At 71.5% G+C, this 22519-nt stretch carries 10 protein-coding genes and 1 pseudogene; 5 read left to right on the top strand and 6 right to left on the bottom strand.

Annotated elements, in window-relative coordinates; genetic code table 11:
* Positions 1-187: 187 nt before the first annotated feature.
* From ACFYY1_RS31390 to ACFYY1_RS31370, 5 genes are all read left to right on the top strand, one after another.
* Positions 188-1003: an SDR family oxidoreductase gene (locus tag ACFYY1_RS31390; RefSeq protein WP_388591540.1), complete on the top strand. Its 816-nt coding sequence runs from the start codon at positions 188-190 to the stop codon at positions 1001-1003.
* Between the two features lie 56 nt (positions 1004-1059).
* Positions 1060-2073, top strand: coding sequence for an SPFH domain-containing protein (locus tag ACFYY1_RS31385; RefSeq protein WP_388591539.1), 1014 nt, complete (start codon positions 1060-1062; stop codon positions 2071-2073).
* On the top strand, positions 2070-2969 hold the full coding sequence (locus tag ACFYY1_RS31380) for a hypothetical protein (protein ID WP_388591537.1): 900 nt from the start codon (positions 2070-2072) through the stop codon (positions 2967-2969). Before ACFYY1_RS31385 ends, ACFYY1_RS31380 begins: the two co-directional genes overlap by 4 nt.
* Positions 2970-3114: 145 nt before the next feature.
* Positions 3115-3633 (top strand): NUDIX hydrolase, encoded by a 519-nt coding sequence (locus ACFYY1_RS31375; protein WP_388591535.1) that lies wholly within the window; start codon positions 3115-3117, stop codon positions 3631-3633.
* A 55-nt stretch (positions 3634-3688) separates the two neighbouring features.
* Positions 3689-4183, top strand: a complete 495-nt coding sequence (locus ACFYY1_RS31370; protein WP_388591533.1) for an FBP domain-containing protein — start codon at positions 3689-3691, stop codon at positions 4181-4183.
* A 42-nt stretch (positions 4184-4225) separates the two neighbouring features.
* Here ACFYY1_RS31370 and ACFYY1_RS31365 read toward each other — a convergent pair whose 3' ends face one another.
* The 6 genes and pseudogenes from ACFYY1_RS31365 to ACFYY1_RS31340 all read right to left on the bottom strand — a co-directional run bounded on the left by ACFYY1_RS31365 (position 4226) and on the right by ACFYY1_RS31340 (position 22450).
* A complete protein-coding gene (locus ACFYY1_RS31365) occupies positions 4226-5452 on the bottom strand; it encodes a cytochrome P450 (protein WP_388591532.1) in 1227 nt (408 codons plus the stop codon).
* A 172-nt stretch (positions 5453-5624) separates the two neighbouring features.
* Positions 5625-6191, bottom strand: a complete 567-nt coding sequence (locus ACFYY1_RS31360; RefSeq protein ID WP_388591531.1) for a GNAT family N-acetyltransferase — start codon at positions 6189-6191, stop codon at positions 5625-5627.
* Positions 6192-6389: 198 nt separating this feature from the next.
* Positions 6390-8738, bottom strand: a complete 2349-nt coding sequence (locus ACFYY1_RS31355; RefSeq protein ID WP_388591819.1) for a LuxR C-terminal-related transcriptional regulator — start codon at positions 8736-8738, stop codon at positions 6390-6392.
* A gap of 3 nt (positions 8739-8741) precedes the next feature.
* Positions 8742-9296: pseudogene (locus ACFYY1_RS31350) on the bottom strand (AAA family ATPase); the annotation flags it as partial.
* Positions 9297-9443: 147 nt separating this feature from the next.
* Complete coding sequence (locus ACFYY1_RS31345; RefSeq protein WP_388591529.1) at positions 9444-12554, bottom strand: beta-ketoacyl synthase N-terminal-like domain-containing protein; 3111 nt, start codon at positions 12552-12554, stop codon at positions 9444-9446.
* Positions 12555-12583: 29 nt separating this feature from the next.
* On the bottom strand, positions 12584-22450 hold the full coding sequence (locus ACFYY1_RS31340; RefSeq protein ID WP_388591528.1) for an SDR family NAD(P)-dependent oxidoreductase: 9867 nt from the start codon (positions 22448-22450) through the stop codon (positions 12584-12586).
* Positions 22451-22519: the final 69 nt, after the last annotated feature.

Below are 22519 nucleotides of genomic sequence, written 5' to 3'. Positions count from 1 at the left end.
GTGTTGGCGTCGGTTTTCCCGCCCCCGCGCGGGCGCCGCCGGGGGGGGGGGGGGGGGGCCCCCCCCCGGGGGGGGGGGGGGGGGGGGGGCCCCCCCCCCCCGCCCGCGGTTTCCGCACCTGTTCCACCAAACAAACAGTTGGTAGATTTACCCGACCGTGCAGGACGGAAGACGGCGGGGCGGACCCATGGACATCGGCAATCCCATCGACCTCGCGGGGCGGGCCGTGATCGTCACCGGCGGCACGAAGGGCATCGGCGCCGTGATCGCCGAGGCGTTCCTCGCCGCCGGGGCGGACGTACTGGTCTGCGGCCGCGGCGAACCGCCCGAGCTGCCCGGGAACGACACCCGCCGGGCGCACTTCCGGTCGGCCGACGTCCGCGACCCGGCGGCCGCCGCCTCCCTGGTCGACGAAGCGGCCCACCGCTTCGGACGGCTGGACGTGCTCGTCAACAACGCGGGCGGCTCCCCCGACTCCGACGCGGCCACCGTGTCGCCGCGTTTCGTCGAGAAGATCGTCGCCCTCAACCTCCTGGCCCCGTTCTACGTATCGCAGGCCGCCAACCTGGTCATGCGGGAGCAGGACACCGGAGGCTCGATCGTCAACATAGGCAGCGTCTCCGCGCACGACCCGCAGCCGGGCACTGCCGCGTACACGGCCGCGAAGGCCGGGCTGCTCGCACTGACCCGGGCACTGGCCCTGGAGTGGGCGCCGAAAGTACGCGTCAACCACATCACGACCGGACCGGTCCGCACGGAGAGTGCCACATCGGTCTACGGCGAGGACGGCGGCGCGGCCCTGGCCGGGGTCATCCCGATGCGGCGGATGGCCACACCGGACGACGTGGCCCGCGCCTGCCTGTACCTGGCGGGCGACCTGGCCTCCTACGTCAACGGCGCCGATCTGGCGGTGCACGGCGGGGGTGAGGTGCCGGCCCGATTTCTCGCAACGGCGCGGGACGCGGCGGCCGGGACGGACGGACACCTTTTCTCGTCCCCTTGACGATAACCAGGCACCCCTTTATCGTCTTCATGACGAGAAAAAAGAGGGGGCCCGACATGGCCGACATCACCAGGCGCTTCGGCTGGCGCCATCTGCGCTCCGCACCCACCGCGCACATCCGCCACCACAAGCGCGGCCGGCTGGCCCACGACGGGACGGGGCTGAGCTTCTGGTACCGCTCACTGAGCGCCGCACTCTCGGAAGTCCCGGTGAACGACCGGGAGTTGGCGATGGCGTTCCACGCCCGCACCTCCGACTTCCAGGACGTGACCGTGCAGGCCACCGTGACGTACCGGATCAGCGACCCGGCCGAGGCCGCCGCCCGGCTGGACTTCTCGGTCGACCCGGACACCGGGGTCTGGCGCGGTGCGCCGCTGGAGCAGATCGCCACCCTGCTGACCGAGACCGCCCAGCAGCACACCCTGGACGTACTGGCCAGGACGGCGCTGGCCGAGGCGCTGGTCGACGGTGTCGCGTCGGTACGCGACCGGGTCGCCGCGGGGCTCGCGGCCGAACCGCGGCTGCCCGCCACCGGGATCGATGTGGTCGCGGTGCGGGTGGTGGCGATCCGGCCCGAGGCCGAGGTCGAACGCGCCCTGCGCACCCCTGCCCGCGAGCAGATCCAGCAGGAGGCCGACCGGGCCACCTACGAGCGCCGTGCGGTGGCCGTGGAGAGGGAACGGGCCATCGCCGAGAACGAGCTCGCCAGCCAGATCGAACTGGCACGCAGGGAAGAGCAGTTGGTCGAGCAGCGCGGTACCAACACCCGACGTGAGGCCGAGGAGAACGCGGCGGCCGACGGGGTGCGCGCCGAGGCCGAAGCGGCCCGCAAGGTGCGGCTGGCGCGGGCCGAGGCCGAAGCGGCCCGCGAGGTCGGCGCCGCGCGGGCGGAGTCCCAGGCGGCCTGGCTGCGGGTGCACGCGGAGGTGGATGCCGCGACCCTGCACGCCCTCGCGGCGACCAGGCTCGCCGAGAACCTGCCGCGCATCGACAGCCTCACCCTCTCCCCCGACGTACTCACCGGCCTGCTCAGCAAGCTCGGCAGCACCGGCCCGGACACCCGGGCATGAGCCTCGCGCCGCGCGCGGTACTGGTCCACCGCACCACCGAGTACGAGGAGTTGCTGGCCCGGCACGGCACGCACGGGCAGGCCGCCTTCTTCCTGTCCAGCCGCGGCCGGTCCATCGACGAGGTGGCGCGGCGGCACCGGCAGACCCGGCAGGCACTGGCCGATGTGGCGGCGGCCGTACCGCTCCAGTGGCGTCAGTCGCGGGTGGAACGCGCGGACCTCGACCGCTTTCTGTTCGGGCCGGAGGACGTGGTGGTGGTCGTCGGACAGGACGGGCTGGTCGCCAACGCCGCCAAGTACCTCTCCGGCCAGCCGGTCGTGGGCATCGACACCGACCCCGGGCGCAATCCGGGCGTGCTCGTACGCCACCGGCCCCGTGACGCGGCCGCCCTGCTCCGGGCGGCCGTCTCCGCCGGCGGGACGGTGGACGAACTCACCATGGTCGAGGCGGTGTCCGACGACACCCAGCGCCTCCTCGCCCTCAACGAGATCTATCTCGGCCCGCCCGGCCATCAGACCGCCCGCTACCGGCTCGGCCCGGACACCCCCGACGCCCCCGCCGAGCCACAGGCCTCCTCCGGCGTGCTCGTCGGCACCGGTACCGGCGCCACGGGGTGGCTGCGCTCGCTGTGGCAGGAGCGCCGCAGCGACCTGCGCCTTCCGGCGCCCACCGACCCGCGCCTCCTCTGGTTCGTCCGCGAGGCCTGGCCGTCCCCCGCGACCGGCACCACCCGGGTCGCGGGCGAGCTGCGACGCGAACAGGGGCTGAGGCTCACCGTCGAGTCCGACCGGCTGGTGGTCTTCGGTGACGGGATGGAGACGGACGCACTGGAGCTGACATGGGGCCAGACGGTGCGGCTCGGCATCTCGGCGACCTCGCTGCGGCTCACCGTCTGACTCTCCGGGGTCCGCGCCGAGGGTACGGCCTCTTCTCCGGCCGACGGATGCGCGGCGGGGGCTGGCGGCGGGCGGTGGCACGACCTGTCCGTAGGCTGCCTCGTACGACCGGAGCATGAGGAACACGAGGAACACAGGGAGCACCATGACGACCACCCCCACGGACACCTCTTCCCGCAACACCCGTCCGCCGAAGGCGCAGGCGGCGCTCGGTGTGGGTGTCATCGTGCAGGACGGCCGGGGGCGGATCCTCCTCGGCAGGCACCACGGCGGAACCTGGGAGCTCCCCGGCGGCAAGGTCGACCCGACCCATGAGTCCATCGCCGAGGCGGCCGCCCGTGAGCTCCGGGAGGAAACGGGGCTGGAGGTCGATGCGGCGGGCGTGCGTGTCTTCGCCATGCTCCACGACGTGGTCGGCGGCATCAACCGGGTGTCGATGGGCGCCGAGGTGACCGTCCGGTCGGGAGACCCGGAGGTGACCGAGCCCCATCTGATCAGCACCTGGCAGTGGACCGCACTCGACGACCTGCCCCGGTCCTTGTTCGGTCCCTCCGCCCAGGTCCTCGCGGCCTGGCGCCCGGATCTGCCGATCGAGCACCCGCCGGCGCACCGGTTGATGATCGCGGACAGCACGGGCGCGGGCGGCGTCGGCGGCGACGCATAACCTTGCCTCATTAATCATTTGCCTAGGTGTCCTAGGCAGCGTTAGCGTCCCCCGCATGAAGGCCCTGACTGAGCAGGACATCCGCACCTCGTTCATCAACTGCTCGAAGGGGGAGGCCAAGCGTCTGCCGCTTCCCCGCGATCTCGACGAGCAGCCCTGGGACGACCTGGACTATCTGGGATGGCGGGATCTCTCCGCCCCCGGACGCAGCTATATCGTCACCGAACGCGACGGCGAACTCATCGGCGTGACGTTCCGCTTCCCCGCCAAGCAGCGCGGCTTCCTCCATCGGAGCATGTGCTCGCTGTGCCTCACGACGCACCCGGGGAACGGCGTCTCGCTGATGACCGCCCCCAAGACCGGGGCGGCGGGGCGCGAGGGCAATTCGGTCGGCCTGTACATCTGCACCGACCTCGCCTGTTCGCTGTACGTCCGGGGCCGGAAGACCCCGGCGCCCGGCAGCCGCTTCGAGGAGAGCCTGACGATGGAGGAGCAGGTGGCCCGGACCAGGAACAATCTCGACGCGTTCCTGGGCAAGCTCTACTCCTGAGCCAGGCGGCGGCCCGACCGGTGGCCCGTCCACCGGGCACCTTCAGGCCAGGATGTCTGCGGTGAAGGTGACGGGCAGCCGCTCCGGGCCGCGCAGCCCTCCCGGCCGCCAGCGCAGTTCGCCGGGCGGCACGGCCAGGGCGAGACCGTGGAGGCGACGCAGGACGGCGCCGATGGCGATCTGGCCCTCCAGTCGGGCCAGCGGCGCCCCCAGGCAGTAATGGATGCCGTGCCCGAACGCGAGGTGGGCGTTGTCCTGCCGGGTGATGTCCAGGCGGTCGGGTTCCGGGAAGTGGTCCGGGTCACGGTCGGCGATGGCGGATGCCACGAGCACGGTCGCGCCGCGCGGGATGTCCACACCGGCGATCGTGACGTCCTCGCGCGCGAACCGGGCGATGCCGGGGTTGACCGGTCCGTCGTAGCGCAGGAATTCCTCGATCGCCCCCGGCAGCAGTGCCGGATCGTCCCGCAGCCTCCGGAGTTGGTCGGGGTGGGCGAGGAGTGCCGCGATTCCGCTGCCGATGAGGTTGACCGTGGTGATGTACCCGGCCGCCAGCAGCAGAAAGGCCATGGCGATCAGCTCGTCCTCGTCCAGCCTCCGCTCCTCGTCCCGGGCGGCCACCAGGGCGCTGAGCAGATCGTTCCCGGGCCGGGCCCGCTTCGCCCCGATGAGCCCGGTCAGGTAGCCACGCATGTGCCGCCATGCCTCGTCCGTCCGGGCCGGGTCCGGCGGCTCGGCCCCCTGCAGGACCAGGTCGTCGGTCCACCGCTGGAAGTCGTGCCGGTCCGCCAGGGGCACGCCGAGCAGTTCACTGATCACGGTGACCGGGAGCGGCAGCGCGAAACTCCCCACGAGGTCGGCACGGCCGTCGGGCGCGATCTCGTCGAGCAGCCGGTCGGCGATCTCCTCGACGCGGGGCCGCAGCTCGGCCACGCTGCGGGCGGTGAACGCCTTGGACACCAGGCGGCGCAGTCGGGTGTGGTCGGGCGGATCGGTGCGGAGCATGTTGCGCAGGACGGATCCACGATCGGTGGCGGGCAGCCGCTCGATGAGCCGGGGGTCCGACGCATCGCTGACGTCGCTGCTCAGCCTCGGGTCGGAGAGGGCTGCGAGGCCATCCTCGTACCGGGTGACGAGCCATGCCTCCAGGCCGCCCGCGATGACGGCGCGCCGCACCGGGCCGTCCTCGCGCAGTTGCCGGTAGACCGGGAAGGGGTCGGCCACGAAGGCGGGATCGGTGTACGGAAGAAGGACCGGCTGCTGACTCATCACGCCTCCCTGAGGTCCACTCTGACCCATTTGCACCGCTTCGTACCAGCGTAGTGGGCCCGGAGCAGCCCCTGCTGCGGGGCGGGAGGCGGTGCGGGGCGGGGCGGGAGGCGGTGCGGGGCGGGAGGCGGTGCGGGGTGGAGGCGGTGCGACGCGGCGCGGCTCCGGTGGCTCAGGACTCCGCTGCGCCGTTCCCATGGCACCAGGTCCGCAGCAGCGCCCTCCGCCCCTTCGCCTCCCGCGCGACGAGCTCGTCCGCGGTGGGCACGAATCCGGCCGATCGCGCCACGGCGGCGCTCGGGGCGTTCTCGACCTCGATCCGCAGAATCACCCGCCCCACGTCCAGGTGCTGAACGGCGTACTCGGTGGCGACCGCGACCGCCGCGGCCGCCAGTCCGCGACGCCGGTACCGGGGCCCGACACCGTAGGCGAGCTCGATGTCCCGGTCGTCCAGGTCGTTCCGGAAGAGCAGCACTTCGCCCTGCGGCTGCCCGCCGTCGGCCGTGATGGCCAGTTGCACACAACGGCCTTCGCTCCGGGCCTTGCGGGCCCGCCCCAGGTATTCGCGAGCGGCGTCCGCGTCGAACGGGGAAGGTACGGGCGTCCAGCGGTCGATCTCCGGATCGTCGTACATCTCGATCAACGCGGGTATGTCTTCCTCGTCCCACTCCCTGAGCACAATGCCCCGCCCGGCCAGGCGAACGGGGGTGGTGGGCAAGGTTCTCGTCCGATTCTCCATGTGCTGATCATGTCCTGCCCGAATGCCCTCGCGTCGGGTTTCCGGCAGACCCGGCCGGCCAGTTCCGACCAGGGGGCTTCTGCCCGCCCCGGAGCGGTCGGCCGCCGTGGTACGGGCCACGGCGGCCGGTGATCGCGCGGCGGAACTGGCGCGGTGGTGGGCAACTCACCCGCGCGCGGCCGTTCCGAGAGCCTGTCGTCAGGCGGCCCGTGCCATGAGGCGGACCAGCACCGCACGCGAGGGAACGTTCAACTTGCGGTAGACCCGGGAGAGATGGACCTCCACGGTGCGCGGGCTCACGAACAGCTGCTCGGCGATCTCCTTGGTCCTGCATCCCCGCCCGGCTATCCGGGCGATCTCGCGCTCCCGGTCGGTCAGGCAGGACAGGTCGAGGCCGTCGGCAGCCGCGAGCCCGTCGGTCGCGGCGACGTCCACGTCCGGGACGGCCGGGTCCTGACCGCGTACCGCATGGGCGACGGAGTTCTCCTCGGCGCCGACATCGGCCAGCAGCAGGGGCGAGCCGCACCGGATCGCGAGTTCCTTGGCGGGCCGCAGCATCTCCGCCGCCCGGTCCGGGCTCCCCGCGGCGGAGGCGCACTGGGCGGCGAGGGTCAGCGCGCGGGCCTGCGAACCCAGCGCACCGTGCACGGCGAACAGGTCCGCCGCCTCCCGGTAATGGTTGGCCGCTTCCCCGGCCCGGCCCGAGGCGCGGTGCGCGTGCCCCCGTGCGGCGAGCGCGAAGGCCCGCTGATAGGGCAGGCCGAGCGTCTCCGCGGCCGCCGCGGACCGCTCGGCGTACTCCCCGGCCCAGGGGCTGCCCTGGAGGATCGCCGCCGCGCAGAGCAGCTCGAAGCACTGCGCCCGAAGGGCCAGTACGAAGTTGGGCAGGGCGCCGCCGCCTCCGGCGTCCAGCACCAGCGCCACGCAGTACTCGCTGCACTCGCCCATCTCCACGGCGGCGGCGAGGCACATCAGCGCCCCCATGCTGTACCAGTACGTCCGGGGAGGCAGGGCCTTGATGAGGCGCTGGGCGCGGGAGACCGCACGTTTGCTGTCGTTCCTGCGGCTCAGCCAGATCGCGCAGTTGGCCTCCAGGGCGAGACCGAAGTCGCGCACCTGCTCGGCCCCGACGCGGCGCCCCCATTCCTTGGCCTCGATCGCCGCGCGCCGGGACTCCCCGATACGCCCCATCGCGTTGTTGACCAGGCTCAGGCCCAGCAGGAACAGCGGCAGCACGGTGGTTGCGCCGAACTCCTTCGCCAGTGTCACGCCCTTGCGCATCGTGGCCTCGGCGTCGACGAGTCGCGCCGCGTTGAGCTGCGCCCAGCCCAGCAGGGCGAGGCAGTCGGGACTGTGCGCGAGTTCGGCGTCGGAGAGCTGGTCGATGCAGGAGGCGCTGGTCTCCAGGGCGCTCAGCGCGGTCTCGATGTCCCCCAAGGAGGTCGACTTCAGGGCGCGCAGCGCCATCGCGGCGGCGGTCGACGTGTGGCACTCGAACTCCTGGGCCCGCCGGGCCGCCAGGTCCACCGTCGCGGTGTCGAGCGCCCCGCCGTCGTACAGGCCGATCACGCCGCGCCGTACGAGCAGTTCCACCTCTTCCAGGGAGGGCCGGCCCCGCAGCATGGCGAGTGCTCCGTCCAGCGTGGCGTTCGCCTCCGAGTAGCGTCCGAACAGCGTGTCGATGGCCGCGCTCTGTGACACCGCCTTGGCCCAGATCTCCACCGGCAGGGCGGCCCCCATCGCCACCGCTTCCCGCAGGTAGGGCATGGCGTCCGCGAATCGCTCCGCCACGCACAGGGCCCGGCTCAGGGCGATCAGCGCCCGGCCGCGCTGCTGACGCGGCAGCACCAGGCGGAGGGCGGCCTCCAGCCAGGTGATGGCCCGCTCCGGGTTCCCGGGCAGGGACTCCTCGGCGGCCCGGAGCAGGATGTCCAGGTCGTCGCTGCCCGAACCGTCCGGTGCGGCGGCCACGTGGTGGGCGAGTTCGGACGGGGGCGCCCCGCAGCCGCGGAGGTAGTCGATGGCCCGGCGGTGCGCCTCGCGGCGCCAGCAGCCGTCGGTCTCCGCGTAAACGGCATCACGCACCAAGGGATGCCGCAGAACCATCACCGAGGCCGGCTTGGCACGGCGGAAGAGGTCCCTGCCGAGCAGAAGGGTGGCCGCGGTGCAGACCCGATCCCGCTCAAGTCCTGCCACGATGGCGAGCGCGGCGACGTCGAAGCGGCCGTCGAGGACAGCGGCGGCCTCCAGTACCCGTCGCTCGTCGTGCCCCAGCAGGGCCGCCTCGGTCTGCACCAGTTGTACGAACTCGTCGTTGTTGCCGGGATTCGCGAGCGCGAGCAGGTACTGCGGAACGCCCTGGCTCTCCCGGTAGAGGTCGACGGAGCGGCGGCTGCGAGCCTCGGCGGACAGCAGATCGGCGGTCTGCCCCAGCGTCAGTTCGTGCAACTGGATGCGTTCCACGACTCCTGACACCACACCCTGGGCGAGGGTGCTGCGCAACGGCGAGCCGGTCTGGCGCGGCCGGTGGGCGATGACGATCAGCATCGGCGCGTTCAACGGATATCGGACCAATTGATCGATGAGGTCTGCGGTGTACTGATCGGCCCAATGGCAGTCGTCCAGGATTACAACGGTCGGGGACTTTTCCGCCAGTCGTTCCAACAAGCCGCGCATCGCGGAGAGAACGAGATGCCTGGGTTCCTTTCCAGTCACTTGGTGAGCGCTTTCATATTCCCCGGCGCCAGCAAATGTTTCACAAAGACGAGCAGGAGATTGCGACCAGATTGCACGTATCATTGCCGCAACATCATTCGGCAGGTCACGGGAGGCGGCGAGCACCAGCCGACAGTCCAGGGAAGCCGTAATCGACTGGAGCATGACCCGCTGGTCCCCCTCGGTGGCCCGCCCCTGCGCCACCATGAAACCCCGGCTTCTCGCCTCGTCCGCCAACTGAGTGAGCAGGCGCGTCTTGCCTGTACCCGGGTCGCCGATCAGCTCGACGACCCGTCGCCCGTTACGTATCGCGCCCAGAGCTTCCACCAACTTGCGGTGCTCCCTTAGACGGACATTTCCGCTTCTGGAAGGTGTTCCTGCGCCAGCCACTGTTGATACCAACTCCCTGCTTGCACGTGCCGCATCGAATTGATCGGATGCACATTCGACCCGCAAAGAGCCTAGGTTCCGATCGGCAAGCAGTGGCTGCAGGGAGCATCTTTGGCCGAAACTGACAGTTCCTGGAGAATCACTCCATCATGCCTTGACAGCCAGCAGCTCCTCCCTCAAGAAGTCGGCCAGTACGATCGGAGTCGGGTACTCGTACATTGCCACAGGGGGTATGAGCAATCCTGTGGCATCGCATAGCCGGTTGCGTACTTCCAGCGCGGTGAACGAAGAGAAACCCATGTCAAGGAAATTTTCCGAGTCATGTATGACCTGTGGGTCGCTGTGCCCCAGTACGTCGGCGGCGTGTTGCCGCACGAGGGCCAGGAGGCGTTCGGCCAACTCCTCGGCGGGCAGGTCCGCCAGCGTCTCGGGCGAGGCCGTCTTCGCTGCCGGAGCGGGCCGGGCGGGGGCCACGTCGTACGAGGTGTCGAGCCAGTAGCGGTCGCGTTGGAAGGGGTAGGTCGGGAGGTCGGTCACCCGGGCGTGGGGGCCGTGGACCGCACGCCAGTCGACGGGGGTGTCCGTGCCGACGAACAGGCCGCCGAGCGCCTGGAGGACGGCCTCGTCCTCGGGACGGTCACGGCGTACGGAGGGCACGCAGACCGCTTCGGCGAAGAGGTTGCGGGCCAGCGTCGTGAGGATCGCGTCGGGGCCGATCTCCACGAACCGGCCCGCGCCCTCCTCGCGGAGGGTGAGGAGCGCGTCGTGGAAGCGGACGGCTTCCCGGGCATGGGAGACCCAGTACTCCGAGGACGCCAACTCGCCCCCACCCACCAGCTTCCCGGTCAGCGCCGAGACGAACGGCAGGAACGGGGCGGTAAACGTCAGACCCTCCACGATCTCCGCGAACTCCGTGAGCATCGGCTCCATCAACGGCGAGTGGAACGCATGACTCACAGTCAGCGGACGGACCCGGACGCCCTGCTCCCGCAGAGCACCCCCGATCTCCTCCACAGCCGATGCGCTGCCGGACACGACCACCGAGGCCGGGCCGTTGACCGCCGCCAACGACACCTCACCCTCACGCCCCACCAGCAGCGGAGCCACCACCTCCTCACCCGCCTGAACCGCGAGCATCGCCCCGCCCTCCGGCAACCCCGCCATCAACCGGCCACGCGCCACCACCAGGCGGACCGCGTCCTCCAGACCCAGCACACCCGCCACATGCGCGGCAGCGATCTCACCCACCGAATGCCCGGCCACCACATCAGGACGCACACCCCACGACTCCCACAGACGGAACAGAGCGACCTCAACAGCGAACAGCCCCGGCTGAGCCACCCCCGTCCCATGAACCCCCTCACCATCCAGCACCTCCCGCAAGGAGCCACCCGCCAGCCGCCCATACACCTCCGCGACCGCGTCGAACGCCTCAGCGAACACCGGGAACGACCCATACAGCTCACCCCCCATCCCCACCCGCTGCGCACCCTGACCCGTGAACAAGAACGCCAACTTCCCCGACACCAGACGCCCGTCACCCACCACCACGGCCTCGGGCCGGCCGCCCTCCGCCAGCGCAGACAGTCCCGCCAGGAGTTCCTCGCGCGTAGTGGCGACGAGAGCGGCCCGCCGCTTCAGTGGGCTCCGCGTCGTGGCCAGGGAGAAGCCGACGTTCTTCGGATCGAGGCCGGGGCGGTCGTTCAGGAACTGCTGGAGCCGCGCGCTCTGTGCACGAAGGGCCTCGGGCCGGTCGGCCGAGAACGTCCAGAGGTGGGGGCTGCCCTCCCCGCCCCGAGCCGGCTCCGGCTCCATGGGCGCGCCCGATGCCACTGGGGCCTGTTCCAGGATGACGTGGGCGTTGGTGCCGCTGATGCCGAAGGAGGACACGGCGGCCCGGCGCGGGCGGTCGACCTCGGGCCAGTCGCGCTGCTCGGTCAGCAGCGACACCTCGCCCGACGCCCAGTCCACATGCGGCGAAGGCTCGCCCACGTGCAGCGTCTTCGGCAGCACGCCTCGGCGCAGCGCCTCGATCATCTTGATCACGCCACCCACACCCGCTGCCGCTTGGGCGTGCCCCATGTTGGACTTCAACGACCCGAGGTACAGAGGCTGTTCGGTCGAACGGCCCTGGCCGTATGTGGCGAGGAGCGCCTGCGCTTCGATGGGGTCGCCCAGCCGGGTGCCCGTACCGTGCGCCTCCACCACGTCCACATCCGCAGTCGAAAGACGTGCACTCGCCAGTGCCTGACGGATCACCCGCTCCTGCGACGGACCGTTCGGCGCCGTCAGACCATTGCTCGCACCGTCCTGATTCGTCGCCGAACCACGCAGCACCGCCAGCACCCGATGCCCATTGCGCTCAGCATCCGACAGACGCTCCAGCAACAACAGCCCCACACCCTCGGCCCAGCCCGTACCGTCCGCATCCGCCGCGAACGCCTTGCACCGACCGTCCACCGACAGACCACGCTGCCGCGAGAACTCCAGCAGGAGCATCGGTGAGGCGAGGACTGCGACGCCGCCGGCGAGGGCGAGCGAGCACTCGCCGTTGCGCAGTGCCTGCGCCGCCAGGTGCATCGCGACCAGGGACGACGAGCACGCCGTGTCCACCGTCACCGCCGGACCCTCAAGACCGAAGGTGTAGGAGAGGCGGCCGGAGGCGATGCTCATCGCGTTGCCGGTCATGAAGTGACCCTCGTAGCCCGGCGGCGCCTGCTGGGCTCCCGGCGCGTAGTCCTGGGCGACCGCTCCGACGAAGACTCCCGTGTGCGTGCCGCGCAGCGAACGCGGTGCCATTCCGGCCCGCTCGAACGTCTCCCAGGCCGTCTCCAGGAGCAGTCGCTGCTGCGGGTCCATCGTCTCGGCCTCGCGCGGCGAGAGGCCGAAGAATCCCGCGTCGAACTCGTCGGCGGTGTGCAGGAAACCCCCGTGCCGGGTGTACGTCGTCCCCTCGCGCTCCGGGTCGGCGTCGTACAGCCCCTCCAGGTTCCAACCGCGGTTCTTGGGCATTTCACCGACCGCGTCGGTGCCGGTGGCGACCAGGTCCCACAGGTCCTCCGGGGAGGAGACTCCGCCCGGGTACCGGCAGGCCGTGCCGATGATGGCGACAGGCTCCTGGGAGCGGCTCTCCAGCTCCTCGATGCGGGTGCGGGCCTGCTTCAGATCGGCGGTCACCCACTTGAGGTAGTCGAGCAGCTTCTCCTCCTTGGACTGACCGGAAGGGCTCTGGGGAGGGGCGTCGTTGGTGTGCGTCATGCGTACCGACCTCCAAGGACGGTGGGGGATCAGTGGTTCGAGGTGCGGCCGAATTCCTTGTCGATGAAGTCGAAGATCTCGTCGCTGGTGGCGGCGGCGAGCTTCTCCTTCATGTCGGTCTCCGGTTCCGCGGCGGCGGTGCGCCGGTTCCAGTCCGCCAGCAGGCGCTGCATCCGGGCGGCGACCGCTTCCCGGACGGCCTCGTCCACCTGGTCGGCGCCGGGACCCGCCGCCGGGTCGGCGGGCGCGTGGTCCGCGCCAGGGCTGCCGAGTGCGGCGAGCGCGCCGAGTGTCTGCTCCAGGCGATCGAGTTCCGCGAGTACGTCGGTGACTCCGACCGCCACCCCCGACTCCGGCTCCGCGGGCACCAGTTGGTCGTTCAGGTGCCGGGCGAGCGCGGCCGGGTTCGGGTGGTCGAAGACCAGGGTGGCCGTGAGCCGCAGGCCGGTGGCGCCGTTGATCCGGTTGCGCAGTTCGACGGCGGTCAGCGAGTCGAATCCGCTTTCGCGGAAGGACCGGTCGGGTTCCACCGCTTCGGACGAGGAGTAACCGAGTACCGCGGCGACCTCGTCCCGTACGAGCGAGAGCAGTCGGCTCTCCCGCTCGGTGGTGGACAGCCCGGCCAGCCGCTCGGTCAGCGGTACCGCGGCCGCCGTGCTGTTGGCCACCCGCCGGACCTGCTTACGGACCAGGCCCTGGAAGATCGGGGGCAGCGGCTGGGTGTCGGCGAGGGTACGCAGGACCGCGAGGTCCAGCGGTGCCGGTACGAGTACCGGTCGTGCTGCGGAGCGTCCGGCGTCGTACAGGGCAAGCCCTTTGGCCGGTTCGATCGGGACGAGTCCGCTGCGCCGGATACGCGCGAGGTCCTTCTCGTCGAGGCCGCCCGTCATGCCGCTGTCCTGCCGCCACAGGCCCCAGGCGAGGGAGACCGCGGGCAGGCCCTGGGCGCTTCGGTGGACGGCGAGTGCGTCCAACGAGGCGTTCGCGGCAGCGTAGTTGGCCTGTCCGGCGCCGCCGAGCGTCGCGGACACCGAGGAGAAGAGCACGAACTCCGCGAGGTCGTCGCCGCGTTCCTGGACGAGCCGGTGCAGGTTCCATGCCGCGTCCGTCTTCGGGCGCAGCACGGTGTCGAGGCGCTCGGGGGTGAGGGCCTCCACAGTGGCGTCGTCGAGCGCGCCGGCCGTGTGGACGACCGAGGTGAGCGGGTGGGCGGCCGGGATCGTGTCGAGCAGGGCGCGGGTGGCGTCCGGGTCGGCGGTGTCGCAGGCGACGACCGTCACCGTGGCGCCCAGTTCCTCCAGTTCCGTACGGAGTTCCGACGCGCCCGGCGCACCGGGGCCGCGCCGGCTGGTGAGGAGCAGGTGCCGGGCGCCGTGTTCGGTGACCAGGTGGCGGGCGACCAGCGCACCGAGTGAGCCGGTGCCGCCCGTGACGAGGACGGTGCCCTCGGGATCGGGCCGGGTGGGCAGGGTCAGCGCGATCTTGCCGACCTGGCGGGCCTGGCTGAAGTACCGGAAGGCTTCCGGTGCCTGGCGCACGTCCCACGTGGTGACGGGCAGCGGCTTGAGTACCCCGCTCTCGAACAGTTCCAGCAGGTCGCGGAACATCTGCTGGATGAGCTCGGAACCGGCGTCCGCGTGCAGGTCGAAGGCCGTGTAGTCGACCCCGGCATACTCGGCGGCGACGGCCTGCGGGTCTCGGATGTCGGTCTTGCCCATCTCCAGGAAGCGCCCACCGCCGGGCAGCAGCCGCAGTGAGGCATCCACGAACTCGTGGGCCAGCGAGTCCAGCACCACATCCATTCCCGCGCCGTCCGTGGCGTTCAGGAAGGCCGTCTCGAAGTCGAGGGTGCGGGAGGACGCGATGTGCGCGTCGTCGAGGCCGAGCGTGCGCAGCACGTCCCACTTGCGGGGGCTGGCCGTTCCGTACACGTCCATGCCCCAGTGCCTGGCGAGCTGCACGGCGGCCATGCCGACGCCACCCGCCGCCGAGTGCACCAGCAGCCGCTGGCCCGGGCGAACGTGGGCGAGGTGGCGCAGGCCGTAGTACGCGGTGAGGAAGACCACGGGCACGACGGCGGCCTGTGCGTATGTCCAGCCGCGCGGGACGGGTGCCACGAGCCGGTGGTCCGTCACCGCGACGGGGCCGGCGCCGCCGGGGAACAGACCGAGGACCCGGTCGCCGGGGGCCAGGCCCGTGACACCCGGGCCGACCTCGGTCACGATGCCGGCGGCCTCGCTGCCGAGCGGGGCGTCGCCCGGGTACACACCGAGCGCGATGAGGACGTCGCGGAAGTTGAGGCCGGTCGCGCGCACCGAGATGCGGATCTGCCCGGCTTCCAGCGGGGCGTTCACCTCGGGGCAGGGCAGGAGGGCGAGGTTGTCCAGGGTGCCCTTGGCCGTGACGTCCAGCCGCCATGCGTCGGTGTCGGCCGGGGGCACGAGTTCCTGGTCTGTGCTGCCGGGACCGGTGCGTACGAGCCTCGGTACGTGCACGGAGCCTTCGCGTACGGCGAGTTCGGTATCGGCCGTGCCGCCCGCGAGCGCGGCGGGGAGGGCGCGTACCGAATCCTCGTGGTCGTCCAGGTCGATGACGGTGATCCGGCCGGGGTGCTCGGAGGCGGCCGAACGCAGCAGGCCGTGCAGGGCTGCCCCGGCGAGCGAGGTGATCCGCTCGCCGGAACGCGCGGTGACGGCTCCTCGGGTGACGACCACGAGGCGTGGCCCTTCGGGTCCTTCGGATCCTTGGATTCCGTCCTGGGCCGTTTGCGTGTCGTGAGCGTCGGCGGTGAGCCACCGCTGCACGAGGCCGAGTCCCTCTTCGACGAGGGCGCGGACCCGGCGCGGCGCACCGAAACCGTCGGCATCGGCATCGGCATCGGCGGGTGCGACACCGGCGACGGGGCGCCCGTCCGAGGGGTCGTCGACGAGGTCGTGACCGAGGAAGGCGAGCACGTCGACCGGCGCCCGGCCGGTGCCTGCCCGCCGCCCGTCCGCGAGGTCCGCGAAGAGCACGTCGAGGTCCGGATAGACGGGCGTGCCGCTGTCCGCGAGGCCGTACGGGTCCGTGCCCACGATCACCGTGGCCGGTCCGCCGTCCGCGCGCGCCTCCGGCGGGGTGCCGGTGCCGGACACGGCCGAGGGTGTCCAGTCGACACCGAACAGCCCGTCCGTCGCAGGGATGCGCTGCTGCCCGGTGAGCTGCTCGATCGCGATGGGACGGAGCGCCAGCGCGGCAACGGAGGCCACCGGAGCACCGGTCGCGTCGGCAAGGCGTACGGCGATCTGATCGGGACCGTTGGAGGCCAGGTGTACGCGCAGGGCGGCCGCACCGGTGGCGAACAGTTCTACGTCGCTCCAGGCGAACGGCAACCGCGTCTCGCCCGCGAGGAACTCACCGAAGCCCATGGAGTGCAGGGCCGCGTCCAGCAGCGCCGGATGGAGTCCGAACCGGCCGGGCGCACCGGGAGTGCCCACTCGACGGACGGCCTCGTCCGTCATCCGCACCTCGGCGAAGACGTCCCCGCCCCGCCGCCATGCCCCGGACAGGCTCTGGAAGGCGGGGCCGTACTGGTAGCCCGCCTCCGCGAGGCGGGAGTAGAGACCGCCCACCTCGGCCGGGTCCGCGGGCTCGGCCCCCTCGGGAGGCCACACCCCCGCGAAGTCCGCCCAGGCCGGGCTGAACTCCTGCTGCGACACGGATGGCTCGGTCACGACCGTTCCCGTGGCGTGCCTGGTCCACGTGCGGTCCTGGAGGGCGGAGTCCGGGGACTCGTCCTCGGGCCGGGAGTGGATGGACAAGCCCCGTGCGCCGGCCGCGTCGGGGGCGTCGACCGTGACGCGCAGCTGGACGGCGTCGCTGACGGGGAGATGCAGGGCCGCTTCGAGCGTCAGGTCCTGGATCCGACCGTACTGCGCCGCGTGGAGGGCGAGTTCGACGAAGGCGGCTCCGGGCAGGATGACCGTACCGGCAACGGCGTGATCGGCCAGCCAGGGGTGCGTGTGCAGGGACAACCGCCCGGTGAATACCTCTCCTTGACCATCGGCCAGCTCCAGCGACGCCCCCAGCAGGGGGTGGCCCGCATCAGCCAGACCCAGAACCGCCGTGTCACCACGATCCACCGGAGCATCCAGCCAGTAGCGCTCGCGCTGGAAGGGATAGGTCGGAAGATCCGTCACCCGCGCATCCGGGCCATAAACCGCACGCCAGTCCACCGAGGTGTCCGTACCGACGAACAGACCGCCGAGCGCCTGGAGGACCGCTTCGTCCTCGGGACGGTCACGACGGACCGAGGCCACACAGACCGCCTCGTCGAACACGTTACGGGCCAGCGCAGTCAGAACCGCATCCGGACCCACCTCCACGAACCGGCCCACACCCTCCTCGCCCAGAGTGAGGAGCGCGTCGTGGAAACGGACGGCTTCCCGGGCATGGGAGACCCAGTACTCCGAGGACGCCAACTCGCCCTCGCCCACCAGCTTCCCGGTCAGCGCCGAGACGAACGGCACCGCCGGCACCCCGAACGACAAACCGTCCACGATCTCGGCGAACTCCGTGAGCATCGGCTCCATCAACGGCGAATGGAAAGCATGACTCACAGTCAGCGGACGGACCCGGACACCCTGCTCCCGCAGAGCACCCCCGATCTCCTCCACAGCCGATGCGCTGCCGGAGACGACCACCGAGGCCGGGCCGTTGACCGCCGCCAACGACACCTCACCCTCACGCCCCACCAGCAGCGGAGCCACCACCTCCTCACCGGCCTGAACCGCGAGCATCGCCCCACCCTCCGGCAACCCCGCCATCAACCCACCACGCGCCACCACCAGACGCACCGCGTCCTCCAGACCCAGCACACCCGCCACATGCGCGGCAGCAACCTCACCCACCGAATGCCCGGCCACCACATCAGGACGCACACCCCACGACTCCCACAACCGGAACAAAGCCACCTCAACCGCGAACAGCCCCGGCTGAGCCACCCCCGTCCCGTGAACCCCCTCACCATCCAGGACCTCCCGCAAGGAGCTACCCGCCAGCCGCGCGTACACCTCCGCGACCGCGTCGAACGCCTCAGCGAACACCGGGAACGACCCGTACAACTCACCCCCCATCCCCACCCGCTGCGCACCCTGACCCGTGAACAAGAACGCCAACTTCCCCGACACCAGACGCCCATCACCCACCACCACGGACCCCACACGCTCACCCCGAGCCAGCACCTCAAGCCCCGCCACCAACTCAGCACGGTCCCGACCCACCACCACACCACGGTGATCGAAGCGAGCCCGGGACTCGATGAGCGAGTATCCGATGTCGCCCAGGTGTGCCGCAGAGCGCTCTTCCAGAACGGCGCGGATGCCCGCTGCCTGTTCGCGCAGTGCGTCTTCGCTCCGCGCCGACAGCACCAGCGGTACGAGGCCGAGCTGCTCGTCATGGGGAGCGTCGTCGTCCGTAGTCACGGACGACGCGACGGATGCGGGTGCCTGTTCGAGGATGACGTGGGCGTTGGTTCCGCTCATGCCGAAGGAGGACACGGCGGCCCGGCGCGGGCGGTCGACCTCGGGCCAGTCGCGCTGCTCGGTCAGCAGCGACACCTCGCCCGACGCCCAGTCCACATGCGGCGAAGGCTCGCCCACGTGCAGCGTCTTCGGCAGTACACCGTGACGCATCGCCTCGACCATCTTGATCACACCCGCCACACCGGCGGCCGCTTGGGCGTGCCCGATGTTGGACTTCAACGACCCGAGGAACAGCGGCTGGTCGGACGGGCGGCCCTGGCCGTATGTGGCGAGGAGCGCCTGCGCTTCGATGGGGTCGCCCAGCCGGGTGCCCGTACCGTGCGCCTCCACCACGTCCACATCCGCAGTCGAAAGACGTGCACTCGCCAGTGCCTGACGGATCACCCGCTCCTGCGACGGACCATTCGGCGCCGTCAGACCATTGCTCGCACCGTCCTGATTCGTCGCCGAACCACGCAGCACCGCCAGCACCCGATGCCCATTGCGCTCAGCATCCGACAGACGCTCCAGCAACAACAGCCCCACACCCTCGGCCCAGCCCGTACCGTCCGCCTCCGCCGAGAACGCCTTGCACCGACCGTCCACCGACAGACCACGCTGCCGCGAGAACTCCACGAAACCGGCGGGGGTCGCCAGTACGGCGACACCTCCGGCCAGCGCCAGCGAGCACTCGCCGTTGCGGAGCGCCTGCGCCGCCAGGTGCATCGCGACCAGCGACGACGAGCACGCCGTGTCCACCGTCACCGCCGGACCCTCAAGACCGAAGGTGTACGAGATGCGGCCCGAGACGACGCTCGCCGACGTGCCGGTCAGCAGGTACCCTTCCGCGTCCTCGGGAGAGGCCTCCACCAGCGTCGAATAGTCCTGCGAGCTGCTGCCGGCAAAGACGCCGGTCCTGCTGCCGCGTAGGGACGTCGGGTCGATGCCCGCCCGCTCGAACGTCTCCCACGCCGTCTCCAGGAGCAGTCGCTGCTGGGGGTCCATGGCCGCGGCTTCGCGGGGTGAGATGCCGAAGAAGGGGGCGTCGAAGGTGGAGGCGTCGTAGAGGAATCCGCCGTTGCGCGAGTACGTCTTTCCCTTGGCGTCGGGGTCGGGGTCGTAAAGCCGGGACAGGTCCCAGCCCCGGTCGTCCGGGAACTCTCCGATCGCGTCGGTGCCGGTGGCGACCAGGTCCCACAGCGCCTCGGGGGACACCGCTCCGCCCGGGTAGCGGCAGCCCATGGCCACGATGGCGATCGGTTCGTCCGAGGCGGCGGGGACGGCGGCGAGCGCGAGTCCCGAGGCATCGTCCGGGACGTCGGCAGTCACCAGGCCGCCCAGGTGCGCCGCGAGAGCCGCCGGTGTCGGATGGTCGAAGACCAGCGTCGCGGGCAGGGTCAGGCCGGTGGCGGTACCCAGGTGGTTGCGCAGTTCGACGGCGGTCAGCGAATCGATGCCCAGGTCCTTGAACGGCCGTTCGGCGGCGACGGCTTCCGGCGAGGAGTGGCCGAGGACGGTAGCCGCCGTGCCACGGACCAGGTCGAGGAGCACGCCGGGCCACTCGGCCTCCGGCACGCCGGCCAGCCGGGCGGCCAGGGCCGAAGCTCCGCCCGCTGCCCCGGCGGAGCGAACGGTGTGCGGGACGAGCACGCTCAGCGCGGTCGGGAGCACTCCGTTCTCGGCCTGGTCGCGCAGGGCGGTCAGGGAGAGGCGTGCGGTGATGTCCGAGGGGCGGCCCGCGTCGAGTGCCGCGTCGAGGAGCGTGATCGCCTGCTCGCTGGTGACCGGCACTACTCCTCCGCGTGCGGAGAACTCGCGTGGGGCGTCGCCGTCGATGTCGGCCTCGGTGTCCGCCTCTGTGAAGTCCTGCTCCCACAGGCCCCATGCGACGGATGTCGCCGGGAGCCCGTCGGAGGCCCTGAGCTGCGCGAGCGCGTCGAGGTATCCCCCGGCCGCCGCGAACACGCCCCGCCCCGCGCCGCCCAGCGTCGCCGCGAGCGACGAGAACAGCACGAAGGCTGCGGGAGCGGCCTCCTGGGTGAGCCGGTGGAGGTTCCACACCGCCCGGGTCTCCCGCACCAACTGCTGGGCCGCGTGAACGGGGTCGAGCGCGGCGATCGTCCCGTCGTCGGGGACCGGTCCGAGGTGCAGTACGGCGCTCAGCCGTCGGTCGTCGGTCGCCCCCCGGTCATCGGTCGACCCCCGGCCGTCAGTCGACCCCCGGTCGTCGGTCAGCCCCTGGCCGCCGATCAGCCCTTGGTTGCCGATCAGCTCGCGGCCTCCGGTCAGTTCCTCGGTGAGTTCGGCCAGGGAGGCGGGGTCGTACGGGTCGTTGGTCACCGTGCGGAACTCGTGGCCGGCCTCTGCGGACAGGCTTTCCCAGAGGTCCAGCGGCGGTGTGGCTCCGGGCGGCGCCGCGAGGACGATGCGGTCGGCGCCGTAGCGGGTGGCGAGGTGGACGGCAACGGGCACGGCGGACGGCTCGGCGTGCCCGGTGACCAGCAGGGTGCCGCCGCTCTCCGCCCCCGTGGCGGGCGCAACGGCGGCGTCGTCGGTCCGGGACCGGCGTACGACACGCGGGACGAGCAGTTCGTCCTCCCGCACAGCGAGTTGGGGCTCGCCGGTGGCCAGCGCTGCCGTGAGGAGGTGCGGCGGAATCGCCGTGCCGGGTACATCGATGAGTACGACGCGGCCGGGGTGTTCGAGCTGGGCGGACCGCACGAGGCTCACGAGGGCGGCGCCCACGGGCGAGACGGCGCGTGTGCCGTCGGTCGCGGCCGCGCCGTGAGTGATCACGAACAGTCGACTGGCGGCGAACCGCTCGTCCGCGAGCCAGCCCTGGAGGGTTTCGAGGAGGGTGCGGGCGGCCTCGCCGAGCCGCTCCGGGTCTCCTTCGTCACTCGTACCGAGCCCGGCTGCGGCAACCAGGACGGCATCCGGCAGCGGGTCCCCGTCTTCGACGGCCTGCCGCAGGGCCGCGACGTCCGTGTGGTGCACGACCTCATCCAGGCCGTCGATCAGGCCGGCGATCAGGCCGCCGTGCGGGTCCGGACCCAGCACGCCCACTGCTGTACGTACGTCCCCACTCGCGTCCTTCGCTCCAGCACGCCCGCCGTTCACGACCGCCCACTCCAGGCCGAAGAACGCGTCCCGGAGTGCGTCGCCGCGCGCGGACAGGGCAGACAGGTCGAGCGGCGACAGGGTGACGGCTTCCGCGCCACCCATTACGTTCCCGTCCTCGTCCGAGAACCGCACCTCGACGGTGTCGTGGTCCTCCCCGCGCGACACACCCGAACCGCTGATCTCCACCCGCAGGGCGCCTGCTCCGCGTGTGGCCACGGACAGGCCGCGCCACGTATGCACCAGCGGCACCCGGCCCGCCGCCCCGTCCACCGCGCGGACGGAGACGAGGGGCTGGAGGGCCGCGTCGAGGAGAGCGGGGTGCAGCAAGTACTCGGCAGCCTGCTGCTCGATCTCGGCCGGCAGTTCGACCTCGGCGTACAGCCGGTTGCCGTCCTGCCAGGCGGTACGCAGCCCGTGGAACGCCGGGCCATGGCCCAGCCCCGTCGACGCGAGCCGGGTACGCAGCGCGCCGAGGTCCAGCGGGGTCGCACCGGGGTGCGGCCAGGCTGAAGAGCGGGCCGGGGCCGGGGCCGGTTCGTCGCGGGTCGCCGCGAGGGTGCCCGTAGCGTGCCGGGTCCAGGGCGCGTCCGCGCTGTCGTCGAAGGCGGGTCCCGTACGCGGGGTGCTCTCCGACCTCGCGTGGACGGCGATCGGCCGCCGGCCGAGGGCGTCGGGCGCTCCCACGAGGATCTGGAGCTGTACGGAGCCGTCCTCGGGCACGACCAGCGGGGTGTGCACGGTGAGGTCCGCCACGGAGGCGCACCCCGCCCGGTCCGCCGCGCGCAGCGCCAGTTCGGCGAAGACGCCCGGGGAGACCAGGGGCACGTCGGCGACGGTGTGGTCGGCGAGCCACGGGTGGCTGCTCAGCGAGAGCCGTCCGGTGAGCAACAGCCCATCCATGTCGGCAAGTTCGACCGCCGCACCGAGCAGCGGGTGGCCGCCCGCGGTGAGGCCGAGGGCACGGGTGTCACCGGCGAGGACGGGGGTGTCGAGCCAGAAGCGGTCACGTTGGAAGGGGTACGTCGGCAGGTCGAAGGAGCCGGTACCGGACCCGGTGCCAGTACCGGACCTGGTGCCGATACCGGACCGGGTTCCGGTGCCGGCGGTCCGGTCGGGGAGCAGACGAGTGAGGTCGACCGGCGCGCCGTGCGTCCACGCCTCGGAGAAGGACGTGTACAGGCGGCGCAGTCCGCCCTCGTCGCGGCGCAGCGAGCCGATGGCCGCTGTGCCCTCGATTCCGGGAATGTCGTCGAGGGTTTCCTGAATGCCCATCGTGAGCACCGGATGCGGACTCGACTCCACGAACGTCCGATAACCATCCGCCGCCAACAACCGCACCGT

The organism is Streptomyces sp. NPDC001890 (assembly GCF_042891445.1).
Lineage (GTDB): Bacteria > Actinomycetota > Actinomycetes > Streptomycetales > Streptomycetaceae > Streptomyces.
This window is presented reverse-complemented; position numbering and strand designations above follow the sequence as displayed.